The organism is Bradyrhizobium pachyrhizi, from assembly GCF_029714545.1.
GTDB lineage: Bacteria > Pseudomonadota > Alphaproteobacteria > Rhizobiales > Xanthobacteraceae > Bradyrhizobium > Bradyrhizobium pachyrhizi.
The window spans coordinates 207,317-231,322 of the sequence record NZ_CP121667.1; the positions used below are offsets into that span (position 1 = coordinate 207,317).

Annotated in this window: 26 protein-coding genes; 13 read left to right on the forward strand and 13 right to left on the reverse strand. The window is 64.2% G+C overall.

Going from position 1 to position 24,006, the window contains the following annotated elements; all coding sequences use genetic code 11:
- Nucleotides 1-6: 6 nt before the first annotated feature.
- The 4 genes from hisA to hisB form a co-directional block, all read right to left on the reverse strand.
- Nucleotides 7-735, reverse strand: coding sequence for a 1-(5-phosphoribosyl)-5-[(5-phosphoribosylamino)methylideneamino]imidazole-4-carboxamide isomerase (hisA, locus tag QA639_RS00940; protein ID WP_283088991.1), 729 nt, complete (start codon nucleotides 733-735; stop codon nucleotides 7-9).
- The gene (gene hisH / locus QA639_RS00945) at nucleotides 732-1,382 is read right to left on the reverse strand and encodes an imidazole glycerol phosphate synthase subunit HisH (RefSeq protein WP_283088992.1); all 651 of its coding nucleotides are present in this window, start codon (nucleotides 1,380-1,382) and stop codon (nucleotides 732-734) included. The genes hisA and hisH overlap by 4 nt, the downstream gene beginning before the upstream one ends.
- On the reverse strand, nucleotides 1,379-1,909 hold the full coding sequence (locus QA639_RS00950) for a DUF2628 domain-containing protein (protein WP_283088993.1): 531 nt from the start codon (nucleotides 1,907-1,909) through the stop codon (nucleotides 1,379-1,381). Before QA639_RS00950 ends, hisH begins: the two co-directional genes overlap by 4 nt.
- An 86-nt stretch (nucleotides 1,910-1,995) precedes the next feature.
- On the reverse strand, nucleotides 1,996-2,589 hold the full coding sequence (hisB, locus tag QA639_RS00955) for an imidazoleglycerol-phosphate dehydratase HisB (protein WP_016841476.1): 594 nt from the start codon (nucleotides 2,587-2,589) through the stop codon (nucleotides 1,996-1,998).
- 244 nt (nucleotides 2,590-2,833) lie between these two features.
- On the opposite strand from hisB, the gene hslV reads away from it, so the two are divergent.
- From hslV to QA639_RS00980, 5 genes are all read left to right on the forward strand, one after another.
- Nucleotides 2,834-3,391, forward strand: a complete 558-nt coding sequence (gene hslV, locus QA639_RS00960) for an ATP-dependent protease subunit HslV (protein ID WP_028335798.1) — start codon at nucleotides 2,834-2,836, stop codon at nucleotides 3,389-3,391.
- 2 nt (nucleotides 3,392-3,393) lie between these two features.
- Nucleotides 3,394-3,879, forward strand: a complete 486-nt coding sequence (locus QA639_RS00965) for a GNAT family N-acetyltransferase (RefSeq protein WP_283088994.1) — start codon at nucleotides 3,394-3,396, stop codon at nucleotides 3,877-3,879.
- Nucleotides 3,876-4,472: a DUF2585 domain-containing protein gene (locus QA639_RS00970; protein WP_283088995.1), complete on the forward strand. Its 597-nt coding sequence runs from the start codon at nucleotides 3,876-3,878 to the stop codon at nucleotides 4,470-4,472. Before QA639_RS00965 ends, QA639_RS00970 begins: the two co-directional genes overlap by 4 nt.
- A gap of 61 nt (nucleotides 4,473-4,533) precedes the next feature.
- Nucleotides 4,534-5,838 (forward strand): ATP-dependent protease ATPase subunit HslU, encoded by a 1,305-nt coding sequence (gene hslU, locus QA639_RS00975; RefSeq protein ID WP_016841472.1) that lies wholly within the window; start codon nucleotides 4,534-4,536, stop codon nucleotides 5,836-5,838.
- 157 nt (nucleotides 5,839-5,995) lie between these two features.
- Nucleotides 5,996-7,120 carry a hypothetical protein gene (locus QA639_RS00980; protein WP_283088996.1) on the forward strand — a complete coding sequence of 375 codons (1,125 nt, stop codon included), beginning with the start codon at nucleotides 5,996-5,998 and terminating at the stop codon, nucleotides 7,118-7,120.
- An 18-nt stretch (nucleotides 7,121-7,138) separates the two neighbouring features.
- Here the strand turns inward: QA639_RS00980 and QA639_RS00985 are convergent, their stop codons facing one another.
- The 3 genes from QA639_RS00985 to QA639_RS00995 all read right to left on the reverse strand — a co-directional run bounded on the left by QA639_RS00985 (nucleotide 7,139) and on the right by QA639_RS00995 (nucleotide 10,024).
- Complete coding sequence (locus QA639_RS00985) at nucleotides 7,139-7,729, reverse strand: Smr/MutS family protein (protein WP_283088997.1); 591 nt, start codon at nucleotides 7,727-7,729, stop codon at nucleotides 7,139-7,141.
- Complete coding sequence (gene mltA, locus QA639_RS00990; protein ID WP_428841203.1) at nucleotides 7,726-9,171, reverse strand: murein transglycosylase A; 1,446 nt, start codon at nucleotides 9,169-9,171, stop codon at nucleotides 7,726-7,728. The genes QA639_RS00985 and mltA overlap by 4 nt, the downstream gene beginning before the upstream one ends.
- 148 nt (nucleotides 9,172-9,319) lie before the next feature.
- Complete coding sequence (locus tag QA639_RS00995) at nucleotides 9,320-10,024, reverse strand: Tim44/TimA family putative adaptor protein (RefSeq protein ID WP_028335804.1); 705 nt, start codon at nucleotides 10,022-10,024, stop codon at nucleotides 9,320-9,322.
- 412 nt (nucleotides 10,025-10,436) lie between these two features.
- On the opposite strand from QA639_RS00995, the gene secB reads away from it, so the two are divergent.
- Nucleotides 10,437-10,925, forward strand: a complete 489-nt coding sequence (gene secB, locus QA639_RS01000; protein ID WP_016841467.1) for a protein-export chaperone SecB — start codon at nucleotides 10,437-10,439, stop codon at nucleotides 10,923-10,925.
- Nucleotides 10,926-11,070: 145 nt separating this feature from the next.
- On the opposite strand, the gene dnaQ is transcribed toward secB, so the two are convergent.
- From dnaQ to QA639_RS01020, 4 genes are read right to left on the reverse strand one after another with little or no spacing between them, the layout of a single operon-like run.
- A complete protein-coding gene (gene dnaQ / locus QA639_RS01005; protein ID WP_050383510.1) occupies nucleotides 11,071-11,796 on the reverse strand; it encodes a DNA polymerase III subunit epsilon in 726 nt (241 codons plus the stop codon).
- A gap of 30 nt (nucleotides 11,797-11,826) precedes the next feature.
- A complete protein-coding gene (gene coaE, locus QA639_RS01010) occupies nucleotides 11,827-12,426 on the reverse strand; it encodes a dephospho-CoA kinase (protein ID WP_050383511.1) in 600 nt (199 codons plus the stop codon).
- Between the two features lie 48 nt (nucleotides 12,427-12,474).
- Entirely contained in the window at nucleotides 12,475-13,083 is a 609-nt protein-coding gene (locus QA639_RS01015) for a Maf family protein (RefSeq protein WP_283088998.1), read from the reverse strand.
- Nucleotides 13,084-13,093: 10 nt separating this feature from the next.
- On the reverse strand, nucleotides 13,094-13,930 hold the full coding sequence (locus QA639_RS01020; protein WP_283088999.1) for a pyruvate, water dikinase regulatory protein: 837 nt from the start codon (nucleotides 13,928-13,930) through the stop codon (nucleotides 13,094-13,096).
- Between the two features lie 473 nt (nucleotides 13,931-14,403).
- On the opposite strand from QA639_RS01020, the gene hemJ reads away from it, so the two are divergent.
- Nucleotides 14,404-14,826: a protoporphyrinogen oxidase HemJ gene (hemJ, locus tag QA639_RS01025; RefSeq protein WP_028335809.1), complete on the forward strand. Its 423-nt coding sequence runs from the start codon at nucleotides 14,404-14,406 to the stop codon at nucleotides 14,824-14,826.
- Nucleotides 14,827-15,078: 252 nt separating this feature from the next.
- Nucleotides 15,079-16,344, forward strand: a complete 1,266-nt coding sequence (gene rho, locus QA639_RS01030) for a transcription termination factor Rho (RefSeq protein ID WP_021078151.1) — start codon at nucleotides 15,079-15,081, stop codon at nucleotides 16,342-16,344.
- A 123-nt stretch (nucleotides 16,345-16,467) separates the two neighbouring features.
- Here rho and QA639_RS01035 read toward each other — a convergent pair whose 3' ends face one another.
- Entirely contained in the window at nucleotides 16,468-16,746 is a 279-nt protein-coding gene (locus tag QA639_RS01035) for a hypothetical protein (protein WP_244978490.1), read from the reverse strand.
- On the opposite strand from QA639_RS01035, the gene mnmE reads away from it, so the two are divergent.
- The 5 genes from mnmE (at nucleotide 16,646) to QA639_RS01060 (ending at nucleotide 22,807) form a co-directional block, all read left to right on the forward strand.
- Nucleotides 16,646-17,971, forward strand: coding sequence for a tRNA uridine-5-carboxymethylaminomethyl(34) synthesis GTPase MnmE (mnmE, locus tag QA639_RS01040; RefSeq protein WP_157342863.1), 1,326 nt, complete (start codon nucleotides 16,646-16,648; stop codon nucleotides 17,969-17,971). The two genes, QA639_RS01035 and mnmE, sit on opposite strands and share 101 nt — an antisense overlap.
- A 232-nt stretch (nucleotides 17,972-18,203) precedes the next feature.
- Entirely contained in the window at nucleotides 18,204-20,087 is a 1,884-nt protein-coding gene (mnmG, locus tag QA639_RS01045; protein ID WP_283089000.1) for a tRNA uridine-5-carboxymethylaminomethyl(34) synthesis enzyme MnmG, read from the forward strand.
- 136 nt (nucleotides 20,088-20,223) lie between these two features.
- Entirely contained in the window at nucleotides 20,224-20,889 is a 666-nt protein-coding gene (gene rsmG / locus QA639_RS01050; RefSeq protein ID WP_157342867.1) for a 16S rRNA (guanine(527)-N(7))-methyltransferase RsmG, read from the forward strand.
- A gap of 31 nt (nucleotides 20,890-20,920) precedes the next feature.
- Complete coding sequence (locus QA639_RS01055; RefSeq protein WP_028335813.1) at nucleotides 20,921-21,772, forward strand: ParA family protein; 852 nt, start codon at nucleotides 20,921-20,923, stop codon at nucleotides 21,770-21,772.
- Nucleotides 21,773-21,916: 144 nt separating this feature from the next.
- Nucleotides 21,917-22,807, forward strand: coding sequence for a ParB/RepB/Spo0J family partition protein (locus QA639_RS01060; RefSeq protein WP_157342870.1), 891 nt, complete (start codon nucleotides 21,917-21,919; stop codon nucleotides 22,805-22,807).
- A gap of 75 nt (nucleotides 22,808-22,882) precedes the next feature.
- On the opposite strand, the gene holA is transcribed toward QA639_RS01060, so the two are convergent.
- On the reverse strand, nucleotides 22,883-23,914 hold the full coding sequence (gene holA / locus QA639_RS01065) for a DNA polymerase III subunit delta (RefSeq protein WP_050383513.1): 1,032 nt from the start codon (nucleotides 23,912-23,914) through the stop codon (nucleotides 22,883-22,885).
- Nucleotides 23,915-24,006: the final 92 nt, after the last annotated feature.

Below are 24,006 nucleotides of genomic sequence, written 5' to 3' on the forward strand. Positions count from 1 at the left end.
CTCCTCCTACGCGCCGCGGATCAGCTGAAGGGCAGCGGCCGGATCGAGCCGTCCGTCATAGAGTGCGCGGCCGACGATCGCACCGGCGAGCTTTTTGGCGCGCGGCTCCAGCAGCGCCTTGACGTCATCGATCGAGGCAAAGCCGCCGGAGGCGATCACCGGAATCGAGATGCGATCGGCAAGCGCAATGGTCGCATCGAGGTTGAGACCCTTGAGCAGGCCGTCGCGGGCGATGTCGGTGAAGATGATCGCGGCGACGCCGGCATCCTCGAAGCGCTGTGCGATCTCGAGCGCGGTCACATGCGAGGTCTCGGCCCAGCCTTCGACCGCGACCTTGCCGTCGCGCGCATCGAGGCCCACGGCGACGCGGCCGGGGAATGTCTTCGCCGCGCCCTTCACGAGCTCGGGATCGCGCACCGCGGCGGTGCCGATGATGACGCGCGTGATGCCCTTGTCGAGCCAGGCCTCGATGGTCTTGAGGTCGCGGATGCCACCGCCGAGCTGCACCGGCATGGTGACGGCCTTCAGCATCGCCTCCACCGCATGCGCATTCATCGGCTTGCCGGCGAAGGCGCCGTCGAGATCGACGACGTGGAGATATTCGAAGCTCTGCGCGGCAAAGCTCGCCGCCTGCGCCGCCGGATCGAGATTGAACACGGTGGCGCGCGCCATGTCGCCCTGCTCCAGGCGCACGCACTGGCCGTTCTTCAGATCAATCGCTGGAAAGAGAATCACGGCTTCCACTTCAAGAAATTGGCGATCAAAGCGAGGCCGAAGCGCTGGCTCTTCTCGGGGTGAAACTGGGTGCCGATCGCGGTGTCCTTGCCGACGATCGCGGTCACCGGCCCGCCATAGTCGGCGCGCGCGAGCACGTCCGCCTCATTGGCGGCGTTGAGGTGATAGGAGTGCACGAAATAGGCGTGACGTCCCTTCGGCCCGAGCGGCAGCCGCTCCAGCACCGGATGCTCGCGCACCATGTCGAGCGTGTTCCAGCCCATATGCGGGACCTTCAGACTCTCGTCGCGCGGCTCGATCTTCTCGACATCGCCGCCGATCCAGTTGAAGCCCTCGGTGATCACGTGCTCCTTGCCGCGCGTCGCCATCAGCTGCATGCCGACGCAGATGCCGAAGAACGGCCGCGCCTTGACCCGCACCGCCTCGGTGAGCGCTTCCAGCATGCCGTCGACCGCGTCGACGCCGCGGCGGCAATCGGCGAACGCGCCGACACCGGGCAGCACGATGCGATCGGCGCGATATACTGCGTCGGGATCGCGCGTCACCTTGATGGCTTGCGGATCGTCCATGCTGCGTGCGGCGCGCTCAAAGGCCTTGGCGGCCGAATGCAGATTGCCGGAGCCGTAATCGATGATTGCAACGGTCATCGCGATCCTCCTGGCTCTGGAAACAATCCGATGATGCCGCCCTGCGGCATCGGCGGGGCTTTTGAAAATGACTGACCCGGAATGTCGCGGGTCGGGGGCGGCGCGCCGCGATCGACGGACCGCTGGTCGTTGACAGCGCCGCGATGCCGCGCGGTCCAGCGCGCGAAGAAACGGCGCTCGGCTGCCTCCGCATCGTCGCCCACGACGATGTCGATCTGGCGCCACCTGCGCCGCGACAGCGTCCAGCGTTGCAGGGTCGCAGCCTCGAGGCCGAGCAACACCATCAGCACCAGGTCGACGAAGAAGATCGCGCTACGGCCGACGCCAAGCTTGGCCAGCGCGTAATCGATCACGAAAGTAAGAACGAACCAGCCGATCAGCGCCAGCCAGAGCCGATGCCAGGCCAGCCAGATCACGCCCGCAACCGCGGCCCAGAAATGGAAGCCGTCGCGCACGAAGACGAACTTGTCGGTCGCCGCGAGATCGGCGCCGTTGGCCACGGGGGCATGCACTGTATAGACCGGCATCGAACGCTCCGCCGAGGATGGACTCTTATTTAAAGCATGATCTTTCGGAAAACCGGCATCCACGCTTCCGGATCATGCTCCAGAGATCAGCCGCCGAGCTGACCCTTGGTCGAGGGCACTTCGCCCTGGGCACGCGGATCGATCGCAATTGCCGTCCGCAGCGCCCTCGCCAGACCCTTGAAACAGGATTCGGCGATATGATGGCTGTTCTCGCCATATAGGGTCTCGACGTGCAGAGTCACGCCGGCGTTCATCGCGAAGGCGTTGAACCACTCGCGCACCAACTCGGTGTCGAACTCGCCGATCTTGTCGCGCGGGAATTCGGCCTTGAATACCAGCACCGGGCGGCCGGAAATGTCGATCACGACGCGCGACAGCGTCTCGTCCATCGGCATGTGGATCGAGGCGTAGCGGGTGATGCCGGCCATGTTGCCGAGCGCCTGCTTCACGGCCTGCCCGAGCGCGATCCCGACGTCTTCGGTGGTGTGGTGGTAATCGACATGGAGATCGCCATCCGCCTTCACCGTGATGTCGATGCGCGAATGCCGGGCCAGGAGGTCGAGCATATGGTCGAAGAAGCCAATCCCGGTCGAAACCGTGGATACGCCTGCTCCGTCGAGGTTGACCGTCACCTCGATGTCGGTCTCCTTGGTCTTGCGCTTGATGGTTGCGGTGCGCATGAAAATTGAGCTTTCCCGTGCCGAAAACGCCGGTCTTTTAACAGGCTGATGTCACCTTCGCTACTGCGGGATGACCTCGAAACGCCCCAACTTCCGGCCATGGTGACCGGAATTCGTTGTCGATCTGGTTCTGCCGCGTTTTCTTCACGCGAACCGGTGCCACCTCGCCTGAAAACGCTCCGATTTCGTCCCGATTGTAACCCCCTGCCCGACCGCCTAAATCTGCCCGGAAGAGAGGTAACCTATGCAAGCATCCCCAAATGAGCTGCCGGTCTGGCATGGCACCACGATCTGCACGGTCCGCAAGGGCGGCAAGGTGGTGATCGGCGGCGACGGGCAGGTCTCGATCGGCCAGACCGTGATCAAGGCCAATGCCAGGAAGGTCCGCCGGATCGGCAAGGGCGACGTGATCGGCGGCTTTGCCGGCGCCACCGCCGACGCCTTCACCCTGTTCGAGCGGCTGGAAAGCAAGCTGGAGCAATATCCGGGGCAGCTGACCCGGGCGGCCGTCGAGCTCGCCAAGGACTGGCGGACCGACCGCTACCTGCGCCGGCTGGAGGCCATGATGATCGTGGCCGACAAGGACGTTTCCCTGGTGCTGACCGGAACCGGCGACGTTTTGGAGCCCGAATCCGGGGTCATGGCGATCGGTTCCGGCGGCAATTACGCCCTTGCCGCGGCCCGCGCGCTGGTCGACACCGACAAGGACGCCGAGACCATTGTCCGCCGCGCGCTGGATATCGCCGCCGATATCTGCGTCTACACCAACCGGAATGTGACGATCGAGACGATCGGCGGCTGAGCATGGCCGGCCCCTATCATTTCCGCCCGATGACGCCGGCCGATCTGCCGCTGGTCAAGCGGTGGCTGGCGTTGCCGCATGTCCGCCAATGGTGGGGCGATCCGGCCGAGCAATATGCGCTGGTCAGCAGCGACCTCGATGAGCCGGCCATGGACCAGTTCATCGTCGCGGCCGATGGCGGCAACCTCGGCTATATCCAGTGCTACGACCTGACGGCGTGGAATTCCGGCTTCGGGGCCCAGCCGGAGGGCACGCGCGGGATCGACCTCTTCATCGGCGAGCCCAGCATGATGGCAGGTGGCCACGGCTCGGCGCTGATCCGCGCCTTTGTCGACGACCGGCTAGCGCGGGGCGCGCCACGCATCGTCACCGATCCCGATCCGGCCAATGCGCGCGCGATCCGCGCCTATGAGAAGGCGGGTTTTCGGAAGATGGGTATGGTCGATACGCCGGACGGGCCGGCGCTGCTGATGGCGCGCGACGCATGACGATCGCGCACAAGCCCATCACCGGCGTTTCAGCGTGGCATTGGCTGGCGATCGCGGCAGCGCTGCTCGTGCTGCAGGCGGCGCTGCTCTATGCGATGGGTCGTCTGCCGATCTGTGCCTGCGGCTATGTCAAGCTATGGCACGGCTCGGTTATGAGCTCGGAGAATTCGCAGCACATCGCCGATTGGTACACGCTGTCGCATGTGCTGCATGGCCTGCTGTTCTACGGTCTGACCTTCCTCCTGCTGCCGCGCCTCGCCTGGCCCGGGCGGCTGATTGTCGCGATGCTGATCGAAGGCAGCTGGGAGCTCGTCGAAAACTCCAATTGGATCATCGAGCGCTACCGCGCCGGCACGATCTCGCTGGATTATTACGGCGACACCATCGTCAATTCGGTGTCGGACACGCTCGCGATGGTTGTCGGTTTCCTGCTGGCGCGCAGGCTGCCGATCGCGGCGACCGTCGCGCTCGGCGTGTTGTTCGAAACCGTGCTGCTGCTTCACATTCGCGACAATCTGACACTGAACATCATCATGCTGATCCACCCGTTCGAGGCGATCAGGCAGTGGCAGGCCGGGCCGCCGATTCTTTAGGGGACCATGCCTCGGAGGACTGCCGCTTGCCGAGACCGCGATTCCAACCTAGCTAGAGCCAATGACTCACTTCTCTCCCCGTGAAATCGTTTCTGAACTCGACCGCTTCATCGTCGGCCAGACCGACGCCAAGCGCGCCGTCTCGATCGCGCTGCGCAACCGCTGGCGGCGGCTGCAGCTCGCCGGTTCCCTGCGCGAGGAGGTTCTGCCCAAGAACATCCTGATGATCGGGCCGACCGGCGTCGGCAAGACCGAGATCGCGCGGCGGCTGGCCAAGCTCGCCGGCGCGCCGTTCCTCAAGGTCGAGGCCACCAAGTTCACCGAGGTCGGCTATGTCGGCCGCGACGTCGAGCAGATCGTCCGCGACCTCGTCGAGGTCGCAATCGCACAGACCCGCGAGCGCAAGCGCAAGGATGTCCAGGCCCGCGCCCAGCTCGCCGCCGAGGAACGCGTGCTGGACGCGCTGGTCGGCCCGGGATCGAGCCCGGCGACGCGCGAGTCGTTCCGCAAGAAGCTGCGCGCCGGCGAACTCAACGACAAGGAAATCGAGATCGAGACGCAGTCGGGCGGCAGCGGCATGCCGATGTTTGAAATCCCCGGCATGCCCGGCGCCCAGATGGGCGCGATCTCGCTCGGCGACATCTTCGGCAAGATGGGCGGACGCAGCAAGACCCGCCGCCTGACGGTGGAGGGCTCGCACGAAATCCTCGTCAACGAGGAATCCGACAAGCTGCTTGACACCGATCAGCTGGTGCAGGAGGCGATCAACGCGGTCGAGAACAACGGCATCGTGTTCCTCGACGAGATCGACAAGATCTGCGTCCGCGAGAACCGCGCCGGCGGCGACGTCTCCCGCGAGGGCGTGCAGCGTGACCTGCTGCCGCTGATCGAGGGCACCACGGTCTCGACCAAGCACGGCGCCGTCAAGACCGACCACATCCTGTTCATCGCCTCGGGCGCGTTCCATATCGCCAAGCCGTCGGACCTTTTGCCGGAGCTGCAGGGCCGCCTGCCGATCCGCGTCGAGCTGCAGGCGCTGACGCGCGACGACATGCGCCGGATCCTGACCGAGCCGGAGGCGTCGCTGATCAAGCAATATGTCGCGCTGATGAAGACCGAAGGCGTCACGCTCGACATCACCGACAACGCCATCGACGCGCTGGCCGATGTCGCCGTGGCGGTGAATTCCACGGTCGAGAACATCGGCGCAAGGCGGCTGCAGACCGTGATGGAGCGGGTGCTGGACGAGATCTCCTTCACCGCGCCCGATCGCCACGGCGAGACCATCCAGGTCGACGCCGACTACGTCACCAAGCATGTCGGCGACCTCGCCAAGAACGCCGACCTGAGCCGGTTTATTTTGTAGGCGGCCACCATAGTCGTCCCGGCGAAAGCCGGGACCCATAACCCCGACAGTCTGCGGTGACAAAGACTCGGGCCGACATTCCTTCTAGAACTACCTTCGGTGGTTATGGGTCCCGGGTCGCGCTTCGCTTGCCCGGGACGACGAGAGTGGGCGATCGATGAATCTGCGGGTGTGGCAAAACCCCTGGCGCCTGATGCTGGCCATCAATGCGGCCGTGCTGGTCGGCGTGTTCCTGCACAAGATCGCGCTGCCGCCCTTCGTTCCCTACATCCATCTGCTGGTCGACTATCATTACGGCTTCACCAAGCGCGCGCTGGTCGGGGCGATCGTGTCGCTGTTCACCGACAAGGTGCCCGTATGGCTGGTGTTCGCGCTGGCCGGCGCGATCTGGCTGGTGACGCTCGGACTGTTCATCAAACTGTTCCGCCGCACATTCGGCTTCAACGACGCGCATTGGCCGTTGTTCGTCTTCATGGCGGGCTCGCCGTTCTTCCTGAAGAACTTCATGCACACGCTCGGCCATTTCGACATCTATGGCTGTGCGTTGACGATGGTGCTGCTGCTAATCCCGGCGCGCTCAATGGCGTATGTGCTGATTGCCGCGCTGTTCTCCATCCTGCTGATCCTGGTCCATCACATCTTCGTCCTGATGTATGTGCCGACCATCACGGCGATCGTGGTGCTGCGCTTCTATCTGGTGCAGGGCGTGACGCCGCGGAACCCCGTCTTCGGCATCGCGGCGCTCACAGGGGTCGGCATCCTGTTCCTGGTCGCGCAATTCGCTGGCACGGTCGACGTGCCCTATGACGAATTCATCCGTCATCTGCAGAGCCGGATGGCCGATCCGTCACGCACGGATCTGCTTCAGTTCGGCTACATCTGGTACCAGCCGCTGTCGAAGGAGTTCGCCGACACCTGGGCGCGCATGCCCTCGAACATCCTGGGCGTTCCGGTGTTTGCGCTGCTGATCTGGCTGCATACGCCGCTTTGGCGCTATTTCGCGCGACTGATCGGCGCGCTCGCGAGCGAACTGCATCGGAGGATCGTGCTCGGCGCGCTCGTCATGATCAGCGCCGGCTATTTCGTGATGTTCGTGACCGTGTTCGACTATTCGCGCTGGATCTCGAACTGGGCGGTCTGCATGTTCCTGATGCTGCACGCCACAAGGATGCTGCCGGCGTCGAAGGACGTGCCGTCGATCTCGTCGAACGACCGCAAGACGACGATATCAGGCTGGATCGTGACGCTGATCCCGCGCGTCGGGATCGTCAGGCCGTTCTAACATTTTCGTTGAGCATGCTCAGCGCGCGCGCCGGACACGCACATAAAGCGCGCCCTCGCCGCCATGGCCGATATGCGCTTCCTCGAAGCCGACGACCAGCGAGCGGAATTCCGGCAGGCTGAGCCATTCCGGAACCTGGCGGCGCAGCACGCCGCGTTCGGAATCGAGACCACCGACCTTGCCCTTGCCGGTGATGACGAGCACGAAAGTGAGCCCGTCGCTGTGCGCGCGCTGCAGGAAGGTGAATAGCACGCGATGCGCACGCATCTGGGTCATGCCGTGCAGATCAAGCCGCGCATCGATCTCCTGCCGGCCGCGCGAGAGCTTTGCCCGTTCGCGACGGCCGATCGGCGCCAGCGGCGGCACCTGCGGGCGTTGCGCCGGCGCAGCCTTGGCCGCTGTCGCCGGCCTGACCGGGATGGGTTTGGCAATCGCGTGATGGGGGGCCGGATCGGAGGCGATGGCGTGGGCCTTCGCGGCGACCGGCCGCTTGCGCAGTGGCTTGACCTGCTTTGCCACGCTCTCCCAGAGCGCACGCTCCTCTTCGCTCAGCGCGCGCTTGCGCCGCGACGGAGCGGACAGATCGGGGATCGGCGCGGGTCGTTTCATTGCTCGCGGTGATGGCGATAGCGCCGGAAGCGCCGCTTCTCCGGTTGCGGAATATCGGGCCGGGCGACCGGCAGCGGCACCGGTTCTGCCACAGGTGCGGCCTGCGCGACAGGGGTCGTTGCTGCCGGCGCGGCGGGCGCGACATCCTTCGCGGCCGGGTTCCTGGCGGCGCTATTGCCTGACTCTTTCGCCGCGCTTTTGGCGATGCCGGCGGTCGGCACATCCGCGGCCTTCGCCGCCGGCTTGTCCTCCGGAGGCTCGGTCTGCGGAAACAGCTTTGCGATCTTGGCCGAGGGCCGCTCATCCGGAACCGGCAGCTTGTAGCCGCGCGCGACGGGGTCGAGACCCCTCGGCACCAGCATGACGAACTGCATGTTGTGCCGCAGCCGGCCCGAGACCTTTCCGGCTTCCGCGCCGGCGCCGAAATAAAGATCGGCGCGCGCCGGCCCGACGATCGCCGATCCCGTGTCCTGCGCGATCATCAACCGGTGGAACGGCGTCTTCGACTGCTCGGATTCGATCGGCAGCTCGCCGGCGATGAAGAACGGCGTGCCGTAGACATGCAGCGCCTTGTCGACCGCGATCGAGCGGCCCGGCGTCAACGGCACGCCCTGTGCGCCGACGGCCTCGTCCTTGTCGGACAGCGGGACCTCGCGGAAGAAGACGTAGGAGCGGTTCTGCCGGCGCAGGTCCTTGGCGCCGTCAGGGTTCTGCTCCATCCACTCCCTGATCTTCTGCATCGACATCTGATCCTTCGGGATGATGCCGCGGTCGATCAGAACGCGTCCGACCGGCGTATAGGGATAACCATTATGCGCATCGTAATTGATGCGCAGCGTGGTGCCGTCCTCGAGCTTGATCCGCGCCGAGCCCTGGATCTGCGCGAACAGGAGATCGGTCTGGCTCTTCAGCCAGCAGATCTCGAGCCCGCGGCCGGCGATCGCGCCGTCCTCGATCTGGCCGCGGTCGTAATAGGGCACGAGCTTGCGCCGGCCGATCTTGCGATACACCGCACCGCCATTGGGCAGGCCGACCGAATTCTGCGTCTTGCCGCGCACGAACAGGTTGGACGGGCGTCGATAGACCGGCACGTTATAGACGTCGGTCTGGGTCCGCGATCCATCGAGCACCGGCTCGTAGTAACCGGTGACGAAGCCGGCGTCCTCGCCGAGCCGCGAGATGCGCAGTGGCACGAAATTCTGCTCGAAGAAGTCCTTCGCCTTAACGCCGTCGCTCAGCGCGAGTCCCTTGGCGATCCGGCAGGGATCGCGCAGCGAGCTCCCGAGCGCTTTCGAATCGGCAGGCGCACCCTGCTGGGCCGCGATCGGCTTGCAGCTGGTGCGGAACGCCTTGTAGGCCGCGAGATGATCGTCGGCGCTCCAGCCAGCGACGTTACTCCAGGCGAGCGGCTCGTACTGGCTGCCGCTGACTTGCAGCGGCATTTCCAGATTGGGATAGGGGATCGGGTGGCTATGCTCGTGTCGCGGCGGAGGGTGCCGGCTTGATCTGTAGCGCGCAGCGATCGCTGCGGTGGAGCACAGCACCGCGAGCACGCAGCACGCGACCGCGAGCCGCCCGTAGCTGAGATGCTTAGTGAGCGCTTCCAGTGCCAACCAGCTTCCAATTCGGATCGCGGGAAGTCGAGTCGCGGGCGAATGTCCAGATATCGGTGATGTCGGCGACCTTGTCCGGGCTGCCGTCGACGATGGTGCCGGCCTTGTCGCGCGTGACCGAGATCATCTGCGACACGAAGCGGACGGTGAGCTGGGTCGAGCGGTCGCGCGCCTCCGCGCTGACGATCTCGGCCTTGTCGATCGAGACGAACCGCGTCTCGGTCTTCTGCTCGTGCTTCTCGCGATCCTTGATCGCGGCCTCGAAGCTTTCATAGACCTCGGTCGACAGCAGGTCGCGCAGCGCACGGCGATCGCCATTGGCGAAGGCCAGCACGATCATTTCATAGGCCGAGCGGGCACCTGAGAGGAAATGCCGCGGATCGAACGACGAATCCTGGACGGCCACCGCGTCGAGACCCTGCGCCAGCGCCGTGCCGGGCTCGGCGATGCCCTTCCAGCGTTCCGTGGGCTCGACCGGCTCGGCGGGCGCCGCCGAGGCCGGCTGGTCGATCACCGATCCAGGGATCGGAACGACGTTGTTGTCCTGACCGCGCTGCACGACGTTGGGCGCGGCGCGATCATAAGGCGGCCGCTCGCTTCCCGTGCGCTGTCCGAGAACGCTGCGCAGGCGCAGGAAGATAAACACGGCCAGCGCCAGGAAGATGATGGTGTAGATATCCACGTCGAATTCGCTTTCTGGTCTCTGCCGGCAACGGGCCGGCCGTCAAAGCGTTCCCGGTCGGGAACAGCAGAGATTACATCACCGATAGAGTCCGCAGATGTAGGCACGAAACTATGCCCGGCCAATGGCGCTTTTTGGCACGGGCAAGTGTAGCGCGTTTTGACCCCCGGGGGAAACCGTTCCTTTTCAGGAAATCGCGCATCTTCAATAATTTAGGAAGCTGTTAAGAGATTGGGCAGGCTCGCGCGCGCTGCCCTTTGCCGGGAGAACTTGCCGCCGGCCCGCCCTTTCGTCGTCCTTGTGGACCGAGCCGGGCCTATGATAGCCACTCGCCCGGCATCGGCATTCTCAACACCTTAACGCGTGCCGTCGGACATTCTGTCCATCGAGCGCTGCTCCAGGAGACATTTTCATGACCAATGGCAACGGCGCCCCCGTCGAACAACCCGCTCCCCAGCTCAACGTACTGGCGCAGTACACCAAGGACCTGTCGTTCGAGAACCCGAATGCGCCAGCCTCGCTCGGCCAGCAGCAACAGCAGCCGGCGATCAACATCCAGATCAACGTCTCCGCCAACAACCTGTCGGAGAACGAGTACGAGGTGATCCTCTCGATCGAGGGCAAGGCCGAGACCGCAGGCAAGGTGATGTTCAGCTTCGACCTCGCCTATGCCGGCGTCTTCCGGATCGTGAATGTGCCGAAGGAGAACCTGCACCCGCTGGTCATGATCGAGTGCCCGCGGCTGCTGTTCCCGTTCGCACGCGAGATCGTCGCGACCTCGGTCCGCGACGGCGGCTTCCCGCCTTTGTTGCTCGACCCCGTCGATTTCCTCGGTCTCTACCGCCAGAACATGGAGCGGCAGGCGGCCGCCCAGGCTGCTCCCGGCGTCAAGCCGAGCTGATTTGAGTCAGAGAATACCGAAGCCTAACCCGTTATCCTGAGGTGGCCGCAACGCGGCCGTCTCGAAGGATCAACGGCCCGACGGTGGCCGCGCATCTTTCGAGGCTCGCCCCATCAAGATGATGGGGATAGAGTCCAATAGGGGCTCAAGCCGCCGGTGCTGCCGCAGGCGCTGGCGGCGGCAGGTAATCGTTCCAGATCGGCTTGTCGCCGAGCGTGGCAATGAAGGCCCTGTGGGCCTCCCGATCGGCGTCACTGACCCGCGCGAGTAGCGGGGTCTCGCGCTGCCGCCGCGGCGTATCACCACTATGGCCGCCCGCACGCGCATCCGACGTTTCCGACGCCAGGATCAGCTGCGACTGCCGCGCGCCGATCAGGTCGATATAGACCTCGGCCAGCAGCTCGGCGTCGAGCAAGGCGCCGTGCTTGGTACGGCGGGAATTGTCGATCTGATAACGCGAACAGAGATCGTCGAGCCGGTTCGACACGCCGGGATGCTTGCGCCGTGCCAGCAGCAGCGTATCGACCAGCTGGTCCTTCGGAATCGCCTTCCGCTTGATGCGGTCGAGCTCGGCGTTGATGAAGCTGATGTCGAACGACGCGTTGTGGATCACCAGCGGCGTATCGCCGATGAAGGCCAGGAACTCGTCGACCACTTCAGTGAACAGCGGCTTGGAGGCCAGAAACTCGGTCGACAGCCCGTGCACGGCGAACGCTTCCGCCGGCATGTCGCGCTCGGGATTGATGTAGACGTGATAGGTCTGCCCCGTCGGCATGCGGTTGAAAATCTCGACGCAGCCGATCTCCACCAGCCGATCGCCGCGCAGCGGATCGAGGCCAGTGGTTTCAGTATCGAGAACGATTTCGCGCATGACGTGAAAGAATCCGAAATGGCGGGCGAATCAGGCGCGCCGCTTCGGCATCTTAACAACCTCGGCCAGAATGTCGCGGATACGCGCCCGCACCGGATCGAGTCCGTGCGAGGTATCCACTATGAAATCCGCGCGTTTGCGCTTCTCCGCGTCCGGCATCTGCTTGGCGATGATGGCGTCGAGCTTGGCCGCATCCATCGTGCCGCGGGCGAGCACCCGTTCGCGCTGCAGTTCCGGCGAGGTGGTGACGACAACGACGGCATCGACACGCTTCTCGCCGCCGGTTTCGAACAGCAACGGCACGTCGACAACGACGATCGGGCTACCTGCGGCTTCCGCATCAGCGAAGAATTTCTGGCGCGACGCGCCGAGCATCGGATGCACGATCTGCTCGAGCTGCTTCATCGCAGCAGGATCGTGCACCACGCGCGCCGACAGTTTCGCGCGATCAACCTTGCCGCCGGTGGTGGTGCCGGGAAAGGCGGCCTCGATCGCCGGCGCGGCTTCGCCTTCGTAGAGCTGATGCACGGCCGCATCGGCGTCATACACCGGCACGCCGGCCTCCATGAACAGTTTGGCCGTGGTGGATTTTCCCATCCCGATCGAGCCGGTCAGTCCCAGAATCAGCATCGCATCAACATCGGTTCAGCATCTCTCCCGTCGCCACGCCTCCGCGCCTCACACCGCGAGTAGCTTCTCGCCGCGCAGGAACGCCAGCAGCGACAATAGCGGCAGGCCGAGGATGGTGAAATGGTCACCTTCGATCCGCTCGAACAGATGCACGCCGAGGCCCTCGAGCTGGTACGCTCCGACGCTGGTCGTCACCGCCTCGCCGGCCTGGTCGAGATAGCTCTCGATCTCGCCGGCTGCGAGCCGCCGCATCGTCATGCGGGCCACGCTCACATCGCTGAACAGGACCTTTCCATCGCGCACGACCGAGACGGCGGAATGCAGCTCATGGGTCCGTCCGGCGAGCAGGCCGAGCTGCTCGGCAGCCTGCGTGCGGCCGGCGGGCTTGCTGAACATCCGCTGCCCCAGCGCCAGCGTCTGGTCGGCGCCGACGACATATTGACCGGGCCGCTGCCTGGACACGAACAACGCCTTCTCGCGCGCCAGGAGCGATGCGATCTCGCCGGGCGCCGAAAGGCCGGAATTCTTCTGCACCGCGCGTTCGTCGATGTCGGCCGGCAGCGCCTCGAAATCGAGGCCGGCATTTTCAAGCAGCATCTTTCGCGCGCTGCTCTGCGACGCGAGGATCAGCTTCTGTGGGCCGCGCCAGATGCTCATGACGTGGGAATCATTCCGACGGCCGCGCGCGCTGGCGGTCGTTGAAGAGTTTCATCACCGCGGCCGCGGTCTCCTCGATCGAACGCCGTGTGACGTCGAGCAGCGCCCAGTTGAATTTCGCGCTGAGGCGCCGGGCAAAGGCGACCTCGTCGGCTACCGACTGCTTGTCGATGTAGGTGTCATTGTCGCGGTCACCTATCGTGAGCAGGCGGTTCTGCCGGACCTGGATCAGGCGCTCGGGCGTCGCATGCAGGCTGACCACCAGCGGCTTCTTCAGGGTCTCGAGCTGGTGCGGCAGCGGGATGCCCGGCACCAGCGGCACATTCGCCGTTCGGATGCCGCGGTTGGCGAGATAGATCGAGGTCGGTGTCTTCGAGGTACGGGATACCCCGACCAGCACGACATCGGCCTCCTCGAGGCCTTCGACATGCTGACCATCGTCATGCATCATCGTGTAGTTCAGCGCATCGATGCGGCGGAAATATTCCGCGTTCAGCACGTGCTGCGCGCCGACGCGCCCGGTCGTCGCGGCACCCAGATACGCCTCGAACAACTGCATCACAGGCCCGATGATCGACAGGCTCGGAACGTTGATCTCCTTGCATTTGCCCTCGAGCCGGCCGACCAGATCCTTCTCCAGCAGCGTGAACAGGACGATGCCGGGCGATTCCTCGATCTCGTCGAGCACACGATCGAGCTGCTTCTGGCTGCGCACCAGGGGATAGACATGCTCGACCGCGGTCACATTGGCGTATTGCGCGGCGACCGCGCGCGCCACGGTGATCAGCGTCTCGCCGGTCGAGTCCGACACCAGATGCAAATGGAAGTAGTTGGAGGTCGTCGGCACCAGAGCCCCTGTCTATCCTGTGAATCCCTGTGGAGGTCGAGGAGAAGAATCCGGGTCCAGGGCCAGGCCCCTGTATATCTCGCCCCATTCTTCACAGCACGTCGCAAAAGGATAAGTCGACGTCATGACGGAGATGATAGTGAAGCAATGTGGATTTGTCTCTTCATAAGCTGGCCACAGAGGCGCGCAACCAATTGAGTCCTGCGACAGATTCCGGATATCCGCCGCCGCCGACCAGAATGTTGAGGGATGTGAACAAGCGCGCAGCAACCGCTGGACCGCCTTGCATGAGTCAAATTCACTGCCATTAAGACTCAAACCTTAGATTCTAAAATTAATTAGGTTTAGGAGAGCCGTGTGTGCGGATATGTATCCGTCCCTCGCCGGCAAAGCCTTGCGCGCAACGCTGAGTCCTCCCGAACTGTTCCCCGAAAGGCATCACTGCGATGTTCGACTGGATCAACGCCCTGCCGATCTATGCCTGGGTCAAGGCCCTGCACATCGTCGCCGTGATTTCTTGGATGGCCGGCATGCTCTATCTGCCGCGGCTGTTCGTCTATCATTGCGAGGCCGAGGTTGGCTCCAGGCAGTCCGAGACCTTCAAGGTCATGGAGCGGCGGCTTTTGAAGGGGATCATCAACCCCGCGATGATCGTGACCTGGCTGGCCGGGCTTTTCCTGGTCTGGGCCGGACACTGGTACCTATCCGGCTGGTTTCACGTCAAATTCGCGCTGGTGCTCGCCATGTCGGGTATCCACGGCTTTTTGTCCCGCTGCGTGAAGGATTTCGCCGCCGACCGGAATCAGCGAACCCAGAAATTCTATCGTATTATCAACGAGGTGCCGACGGTTCTGATGATCCTGATCGTGATCATGGTGGTGGTGAAGCCGTTCTAGACATCACGATGCTCAAGACACATGCTTCAGTCCTTCTTGCGAAGGACGAATCGATTTTCTATATAGGATTTATCCCACCCTACGCAGGCGGATGTGGTCGCGTTCCGGTTCTTTTCGGACCGGCGCCGCATCAGGTTTGAAAGCCCAAACGGCACTTTCCTGGCTGAGACCTGCGGACCTTCCTTTGGCGTCCGCTTTTTCCAAAGCCACCTCGCACCCCTTCCCTACTTACTTCCTCACAGGACGACCCCAATGCGGGAAATCAAACTCCAGGACCTCAAATCGAAAACGCCGGCCGAGCTCGTCTCGTTCGCGGAAGAGAATGGGGTCGAGAATGCCAGCACCATGCGCAAGCAGGAGCTGATGTTCGCAATTCTCAAGCAGCTCGCGATCGCCGAGACCGACATTATCGGTGAGGGCGTTGTCGAGGTGCTGTCCGACGGCTTTGGCTTCCTTCGTTCGCCTGACGCGAACTACCTGCCCGGCCCCGACGACATCTACGTTTCGCCGTCGCAGATCCGCCGTTTCGGCCTGCGTACCGGCGATACGATCGAAGGCCATATCCGCAGCCCGAAGGAAGGCGAACGCTATTTCGCGCTGCTGAAGGTCAACACGCTCAATTTCGAAGACCCGGAGAAGTCGAAGCACAAGGTCAATTTCGACAACCTCACGCCGCTGTTTCCCAATCAGCGTTTCCGCATGGAGCTTGAGGATTCCACCAAGAAGGACCTTTCCGCCCGTGTGATCGATATCGTCGCGCCGATCGGCAAGGGCCAGCGCGCGCTGATCGTGGCGCCACCGCGCACCGGCAAGACGGTGCTGATGCAGAACATCGCGCACTCCATCACCGCCAATCATCCCGACTGCTATCTGATCGTGCTTCTGATCGACGAGCGTCCGGAAGAAGTCACGGACATGCAGCGCTCGGTGAAGGGCGAGGTGGTGTCGTCGACCTTCGACGAGCCGGCGGTGCGTCACGTCCAGGTCGCCGAGATGGTGATCGAGAAGGCCAAGCGCCTCGTCGAGCACGGCCGCGACGTCGTGATCCTGCTCGATTCGATCACGCGCCTCGGCCGCGCCTACAACACCGTCGTGCCGTCATCCGGCAAGGTGCTGACCGGCGGTGTCGACGCCAATGCGCTGCAGCGTCCGAAGCGCTTCTTCGGCGCCGCGCGCAACATCGAGGAGGGCGGTTCGCTGACCATTATCGCGACCGCGCTGGTCGATACCGGCAGCCGTATGGACGAAGTCATCTTCGAAGAGTTCAAGGGCACCGGTAACTCCGAACTGATCCTCGACCGCAAGGTTTCGGACAAGCGGACCTTCCCGGCGATCGATATTGCCCGTTCCGGCACCCGCAAGGAGGAGCTGATAACCGATCCGCAGGTGCTCAAGAAGATGTACGTCCTGCGCCGCATCCTCAATCCGATGGGCACCATGGACGCCATCGACTTCCTGCTCGACAAGCTCCGCAACACGAAGAGCAACTCGGAATTCTTCGATTCCATGAACACCTGAGGCCACGGCCGAAAAGAACAAGGGCGCTCCGCAAAAACGGGGCGCCTTTTTTCATGCTGCGGATTTGCTGCAGCGACGTGCAGCATAAAAGGAGCGGCCCACCGCACTGGCCTTTTCATTTAACTATCTGAATTTATTTATATTTATATCGTAGCCTTGTGATCTAGCTGACGACACCGCAGCAAAATTGCTGCGCGGCTGCTGCGGTGAAGTCAGACGATGCTGCATTGCAGCATTTTGCTGTATAGGGCGCGCAATCGGAGCGGCATTGCCTTTCCCGATTTGCTGGAAGAAATAGGCGATGCATCCGCGTGACCAGACCATCTTCGCGTTATCCTCGGGGCGTCCACCGAGTGCGATTGCCATCGTCAGGCTGTCTGGCCCAATGGCCGAGTCGGTCATTGTAGGACTGGCGGGCAAGACGCCGGTGCCGCGGCTGGCGACCCGCGCGCTGCTCCGCGATTCGAACCATCAACCCATCGATGACGCGGTCGTGCTGTGGTTTCCAGGCCCGGCCAGTGCCACCGGCGAGGACGTCGCCGAACTTCATGTCCATGGCGGACGCGCGGTGTTGTCGGCGATGTTCGATGCGATCGCGGCATTCGACAACGTGCGGCCGGCCGAGCCGGGCGAGTTCACGCGGCGGGCCTTCGAGAACGGTAAGCTCGACCTGACCGAGGCCGAGGGCTTGGACGATCTGATCCACGCCGACACTGACCGGCAGCGGCGTCAGGCGCTGCGCCAGTTGAAAGGGTTGCTCGGCGACCGGGCGCGGGACTGGCGCGAGCGAATCATCGCGGCGTCGGCGCTGATCGAGGCCGGCATCGATTTCTCCGACGAAGGCGATGTGCCGGCCGAGCTGATCGCACCGGCGCTCGATAAGATCCGGGCGCTGCATGAGGAGATCAAGCAAGTCCTTGCAGGGCAGGGGCAAAGCGAGCGGCTGCGCGACGGCCTCGTGGTCGCGATCGCCGGTCCGCCGAATGTAGGCAAATCGACCCTGATCAATCAGCTCGCCAAGCGCGAGGTCGCGATCGTCTCGCCGCATGCCGGCACGACCCGCGATGTGATCGAGGTGCAGCTCGATCTCGACGGCTATCCAGTGACGATCATCGACACCGCCGGGATTCGCGAGACCGACGACCCGGTCGAGCAGGAGGGCGTCCGCCGCGCCCGCGCCCGCGCCGCGGAGGCGGACCTGGTGCTGTGGCTGGCCGACAGCGGCAATGCAAAGGCGGGACATGGCGGCACGACGCCGACCTGGTTGGTGCGGAACAAGATCGACCTGGTCAGGACCACGGCGGGTGAGCGCGGCAGTTACCCCGAATTCAGGATCTCGGCTGCTCGCGGCGACGGGTTGTCAGAGCTCATCGCCGCCTTGGTCGGGTTCGCTCAGGACTACTTTGGAACCAGCGAAGGTGGCTTGATCAGTCGGACGCGGCAGCGCGGATTGTTGCAGGAGGCCGTCGAATCTCTTCAGCGCAGCATCGACGTGGTCGGGCAGGGCGAAGAGCTGGCGGCGGAGGAACTCCGCCGGGCTGCTTACTCACTCGGTCGTCTGCTCGGCCGGGTGGACGTTGAAGACATCCTCGATGTCATCTTCCGCGAATTCTGCGTCGGGAAGTAGCGGGCGCCCGTCTGTTTCACGTGAAACATGGTTTCGATCCGGTTAAGGAACCCTCGCCCTGTTTCACGTGAAACAATTGCCGGTCAGAAGGCGCACTGTTTCACGTGAAACAGCTCCGTCTATCATTGCGAGCGACGCGAAGCAGTCCATATTTGCCTCGGGTTTCGGTCTCAAAGCGGCAATCCCAACTTCGTTCTTCCGGCTTTCATGACTCCACGATAGAAGTCCCGCCATGATTTCCAGGGCAGACTCATTTGACGTCATCGTCATCGGCGGCGGCCATGCCGGCTGCGAGGCCGCGAGCGCTTCTGCCCGGATGGGCGCAAAGACCGCGCTGGTGACCCATCGTTTCGCGACCATCGGCGCGATGTCCTGCAATCCCGCCATCGGCGGGCTCGGCAAGGGCCATCTGGTCCGCGAAGTCGACGCGCTGGACGGTCTGATGGGCCGCGTGGCCGACGCCGGCGGCATTCAGTTTCGCATGCTCAATCGCCGGAAGGGTCCGGCGGTCCGCGGCCCCCGGGCCCAGGCTGACCGCAAGCTCTACGCCGCGGCGATGCAGGCGGCGATCACCGAGACCGCGAACCTCAGCGTCATCGAAGGCGAGGCGGATGAACTGGGCGTCGTCGATGGTCGCGTGACCGGCATTTGCCTGGGCGATGGCCGTCAGCTGTCGGCGGGGGCGGTTGTCATTACGACCGGCACCTTCCTGCGTGGCCTGATTCATCTCGGCGAGAGGAACTGGCCGGCGGGCCGGGCCGGCGAGGCGCCCGCCATGGGTCTGTCTGCCTCGTTCGAGCGGGCAGGGTTTGTGCTCGGGCGGCTCAAGACCGGGACACCGCCGCGCCTCGATGGCACCACGATCGACTGGTCGGCGGTTGAAATGCAGCCCGGAGACGAGCCTCCAGAGCCGTTTTCGGTCATGACTGACCGGATTACGACCCCGCAGATCCAGTGCGGCATCACCCGGACCACGCCGGCGACCCATGAGGTGATCCGGGCCAATGTGCATCGCTCGCCGATGTATTCCGGCCAGATCAAGAGCTCTGGACCGCGCTATTGCCCCTCGATCGAGGACAAGATCGTCCGTTTCGGCGACCGCGACGGCCATCAGGTCTTCCTGGAGCCGGAAGGGCTCGACGACACCACGGTCTATCCGAACGGCATCTCGACCTCGCTGCCGGAAGAGGTCCAGCTTGCGATCCTCGCCAGCATTCCAGGCCTCGAGCGGGTGAAGATGGTCCGGCCGGGCTATGCGATCGAATACGACCACGTCGACCCGCGCGAGCTCGATCCGACCCTGCAGACCAAGCGTCTGCGCGGGCTTTTCCTAGCCGGCCAGATCAATGGCACCACGGGCTATGAGGAGGCCGCGGGGCAGGGCGTTGTCGCCGGGCTCAATGCCGCGCTCGCTGCCGGCGGTGCCGATCCGATCGTGTTCGACCGCGCCGACGGCTATCTCGGCGTGATGATCGACGATCTCGTGACCCGCGGGATCACCGAGCCGTATCGCATGTTCACCTCGCGCGCCGAGTACCGGCTGACGTTGCGGGCCGATAACGCCGACCAGCGCCTGACCGACAAGGGCATTGCGCTCGGATGCGTCGGAACGGCGCGTGCCGAGCGCCATCGGACCAAGATGGCGGCGCTGGAGGCGGCCAAGCGGCTGGCGAAGTCGCTTGCGATCACACCGAATGAGGCCGCCAAGCACGGACTCGCGCTTAATCGCGACGGCCATCGCCGGTCGGCCTTCGAGCTGCTGGCTTACCCCGAGATCGAATGGCCCGCAGTCCGAGCGATCTGGCCGGAGTTGTCGGCTATTGACCCCGCGATCGCGGTGCATCTCGAGATCGATGCCAAATACGATGTCTATCTGAAGCGCCAGACCGCCGATGTCGATGCCTTCCGGCGTGACGAGGGTCTGGTTTTGACCGACGTCGACTATGCCGATGTCCCGGGTCTTTCGAACGAAGCGCGAGCCAAGCTGCAGAAGGCCCAGCCGCGGACGGTCGGGCAGGCGGGCCGGATCGACGGCATGACGCCGGCGGCGCTGGGTATTCTGGCGGCCTATCTCCGGCGCGAGGCGCGACAGAAGACTGCGAAGGCCTCTGCCTAACGTTTTACGTGAAATGGCAGGCGGCCCCGTCATTGCGAGGAGCGGAAGCGACGAAGCAATCCATCGCTTCCTCAGGTGGGCACTACGGATTGCTTCGCTTCGCTCGCATTGACGAGCTCAATCGGCGTTCCAGAGAATGGCTTCAATTTCGCAATCCGCCGAACTCCGCGTCTCCACCAAAGACAAGGCCGCGGCGCTCGCGCTGACGCCCGTTTCACGTGAAACAGAGGCGCGGCTCGACCGATACGTCGCCCTCCTCCTGGCGTGGCAGGCCAAGACCAATCTCGTCGCGCCATCGACGCTGCCGACCCTCTGGACCCGCCACGTCTCCGATTCGCTGCAGCTCCTGAGTCTGGTGCCGACGGCGAAGTCGTGGGTCGATCTCGGCAGCGGCGGCGGCTTCCCCGGTGTCGTGCTGGCCTGCGCGCTGGCCGAGACCCCGGGCGCGTCGATTCATTTGGTTGAGCGAATCGCCAAGAAGGCGGCATTCTTGCGCGAGGCGATACGGGTGACGGCGTCCCCGGGGACGGTGCATCTGGCTGATATCGGGGATACTGTGGATAGAATCCCGGGGCTCATCGATTGCGTCACCGCACGGGCGCTGGCTCCGTTACATCAACTCATCGGCTTTGCGGAGCCGTGGGTCAAAAACGGCGCCAAGGCGCTGTTTTTGAAGGGTCAAGATGTAGAGGCCGAATTGACCGAGGCCACTAAATATTGGATTATTGAGCCAAAGCTACACGCCAGCCGGACCGGCGGACAGGGCTGGATCGTCGAACTCGGGTCAATCGAGCGGCGCTAGGGGACTCCGCGAGAGCAAATGGTATTTTGGTATGACTGTGATGGACGAGGTTTATCAAGAGGATAAGGCGTCCCAGCCGCCTGGCCATCCGCGCATCCTGTCGCTCGCCAACCAGAAGGGCGGCGTCGGCAAGACCACCACAGCGATCAATCTTGGGACTGCACTCGCTGCGATTGGTGAGCGTGTCCTGATCGTCGATCTCGATCCGCAGGGCAACGCCTCGACCGGCCTCGGCATCGATCGCCGCAACCGCAGCTGCTCGACCTACGACGTCCTGATCGGCGAGGCGCCGCTGCGCGATGCCGTGGTCGCGACCGCGGTGCCGCGGCTGCATATTGCCGCCTCCACCATGGACCTTTCCGGCCTCGAGCTCGAGCTCGGCACGACGCCGGGCCGCGCGTTCCGGCTGCGCGATGCGATCGCGGGATTGAACAACAACGTCTCGCCGGAAGCCGACTACACCTATGTGCTGATCGACTGCCCGCCCTCGCTCAATTTGCTCACGGTGAATGCGATGGCGGCGTCGGACGCGATCCTGGTGCCGCTGCAATGCGAGTTCTTCGCGCTCGAAGGTCTGTCGCAATTGCTGCAGACCGTGGAGCAGGTGCGCTCGACGCTTAATCCGAACCTGTCGATCCACGGCATCGTGCTGACCATGTTCGACTCGCGCAACAACCTCTCCAACCAGGTCGTTGCCGACGTGCGCCAGTTCATGGGCGACAAGGTCTACGACACCATGATCCCGCGCAACGTGCGCATCTCCGAGGCGCCGTCCTACGGCAAGCCGGTCCTGGTCTACGACCTCAAATGCGCCGGCAGCGATGCGTATCTCAAGCTCGCCACCGAAGTGATCCAGCGCGAGCGCGAGCTGCGCACGCATTGATGTTGCGTAGGATGGGTAGAGCGAAGCGAAACCCATCACTCTCATTGCGAGCCGCGATGGGTTTCGCTTCGCTCTACCCATCCTACGTTTCTTCTGAAATTCAAGTCCGGAGTACTGCGTGTGAATCCAAGGGAGCTCGCAACAATGGCCGATGAAGCGCGTTCGCGACTGGGGCGCGGGCTGGCAAGCCTGATCGGAGATGTCGGCGGCGAGGCGGCCGCGCATGTCGAGCGGCCGCGCAACCAGCGCAAGGTGCCGATCGAATTCCTCAAGGCCAACCCGCGCAACCCGCGGCGCACCTTCGCCGACACCGAGCTCGGCGAGCTTGCCGATTCGATCAGGCAGCGCGGCGTGATCCAGCCGATCGTGGTGCGTGCGATCAAGGGCACGCAGGACCGCTACGAGATCATCGCCGGCGAGCGCCGCTGGCGCGCCTCGCAACTCGCCGGCCTGCACGAAGTGCCGATCGTGCCGGTCGAGGTCTCTGATTCCGACGCGCTCGAGATCATGATCATCGAGAACGTCCAGCGCGAAGACCTCAATGCGATGGAAGAGGCGCAGGGCTATCACGCGCTCGCCGACGAGTTCAAACGCAGTCAGGAAGAGATCGCCAAGATCGTCGGCAAGAGCCGCAGCCATGTCGCCAACATGATGCGGCTGACCAAGCTGCCCGCCGAGGTGCAGGCGCTGATCTCGAAGGGTGATCTCTCCGCCGGCCACGCCCGCGCGCTGATCGGCGTGCCGGATCCGCTCGCTGCAGCGAAGCGCATCGTCGCCGAAGGCCTCAACGTCCGCCAGGCCGAGGCGCTGGCGCATGAGGAGGGCGTGCCGGAGCGCAAGCCGCAGAAGGCGCGCAGCGGCAGCGCGGCCAAGGTCGACAAGGATGCCGACACGCTCGCGCTGGAGAAACGCGTCAGCGATGCGCTAGGCCTTGCCGTCACCGTCAGCCATCGCGATCCCGGCGGCACCGTCCAGATCAGCTACCGCAATCTCGAGCAGCTCGACGAGGTGGTGCGGCGGCTGGAGGGCGGCTAGAACTTCCAGCATCTCTCCACGTCATTGCTTCGTCGCTTTCGCGCCTCGCAATGACGGCCGTACGAACATTGCGTCTCACCCCCGCCGCTTCGCATTCGCCGCGATCGAGAGCAGCGCGCGCTGCGCGATCACGGCGGCGAGCGAGGCCTGCTTGCGCATGTCGAGCGCTGCGGTGGCGAGCTGGTCGATCACGTTCACCAGCCGCGGCGGCGTGAAGTTGCGCAGCGCGATCTCGACTGCGGGTTTGCGCGAGAAATGCAGCCGCGGAAATCCGCCTTCGAGCACGGCTGACGCCGGCGTGCCGTCCGCGATCGCCAGCGCCGATTTGTGCAGCCATGCCGCCTGGCGCTGCGCGGCCGAGATGATCACGCCGGGATAGGTGCCGGCGACCATTGCTTTCGTGAACTCGCTCTCGACCAGCGCGGCATTGCCGGCGAAGGCGCCGTCGACGATCGGGTCGAGCTTCAGCTCGGAGGCGTCGGACACCACGGTCATGACGTCCTCGAGCGTGATCTCACCCTTGCCGTGCGCGAACAGCGCCAGCTTGCGCAGCTCATTACGCGAGGCCATGCGGTCGCCGCCGAGCAGCGACATCAGCACGGCGCGCGCATCTTGTGCGAGCCGCAGGTTCGATACGCGCAGCTCGTCCTCGATCAGCTTGGTGAGGTCGCGCTCGGTGTCGGGATAGCAGCCGATCGCCACCGCATTCTTGGCGCGCTCGCAGATCTTGCGCAGCGGCGATTCCGGCCTGAGCTCGCCGGCCTCGATCACGATGCGGCAATCCCTGAGCGCGGTGGTCTCGATCAGCGTCTCGACGCCACTCGAGAAGTTGCGCGAGCCGGCGCGGACGCGGATGGCGCGGCGGCCGCCGAACAGCGGCACCGTCATGGCCTCGTCGACCAGCCGCGACGGCTCGGCCGCAAGCTCGTCGCCATCGAGCCGCACCAGCGAGAACGGATCGTTGGGATCGTCGACCGCGGAGGCCATCAGCGCGTCGGCACGCTCGCGCACCAGCCCGAGGTCCGGGCCGTACAGCAGGATGATCGGACGGCCGGCGTCAGGCCGGGCGAGGAAGCTGTCGATCTCTTTTCCGCGAAGCGCGACCATCTAGCCTTGAACCGTCATTCCGGGGCGCCTCGCCAGAGGCGAACCCGGAATCTGGAGATGATGGATCGAGATTCCGGGTTCGCGCCGCTGGC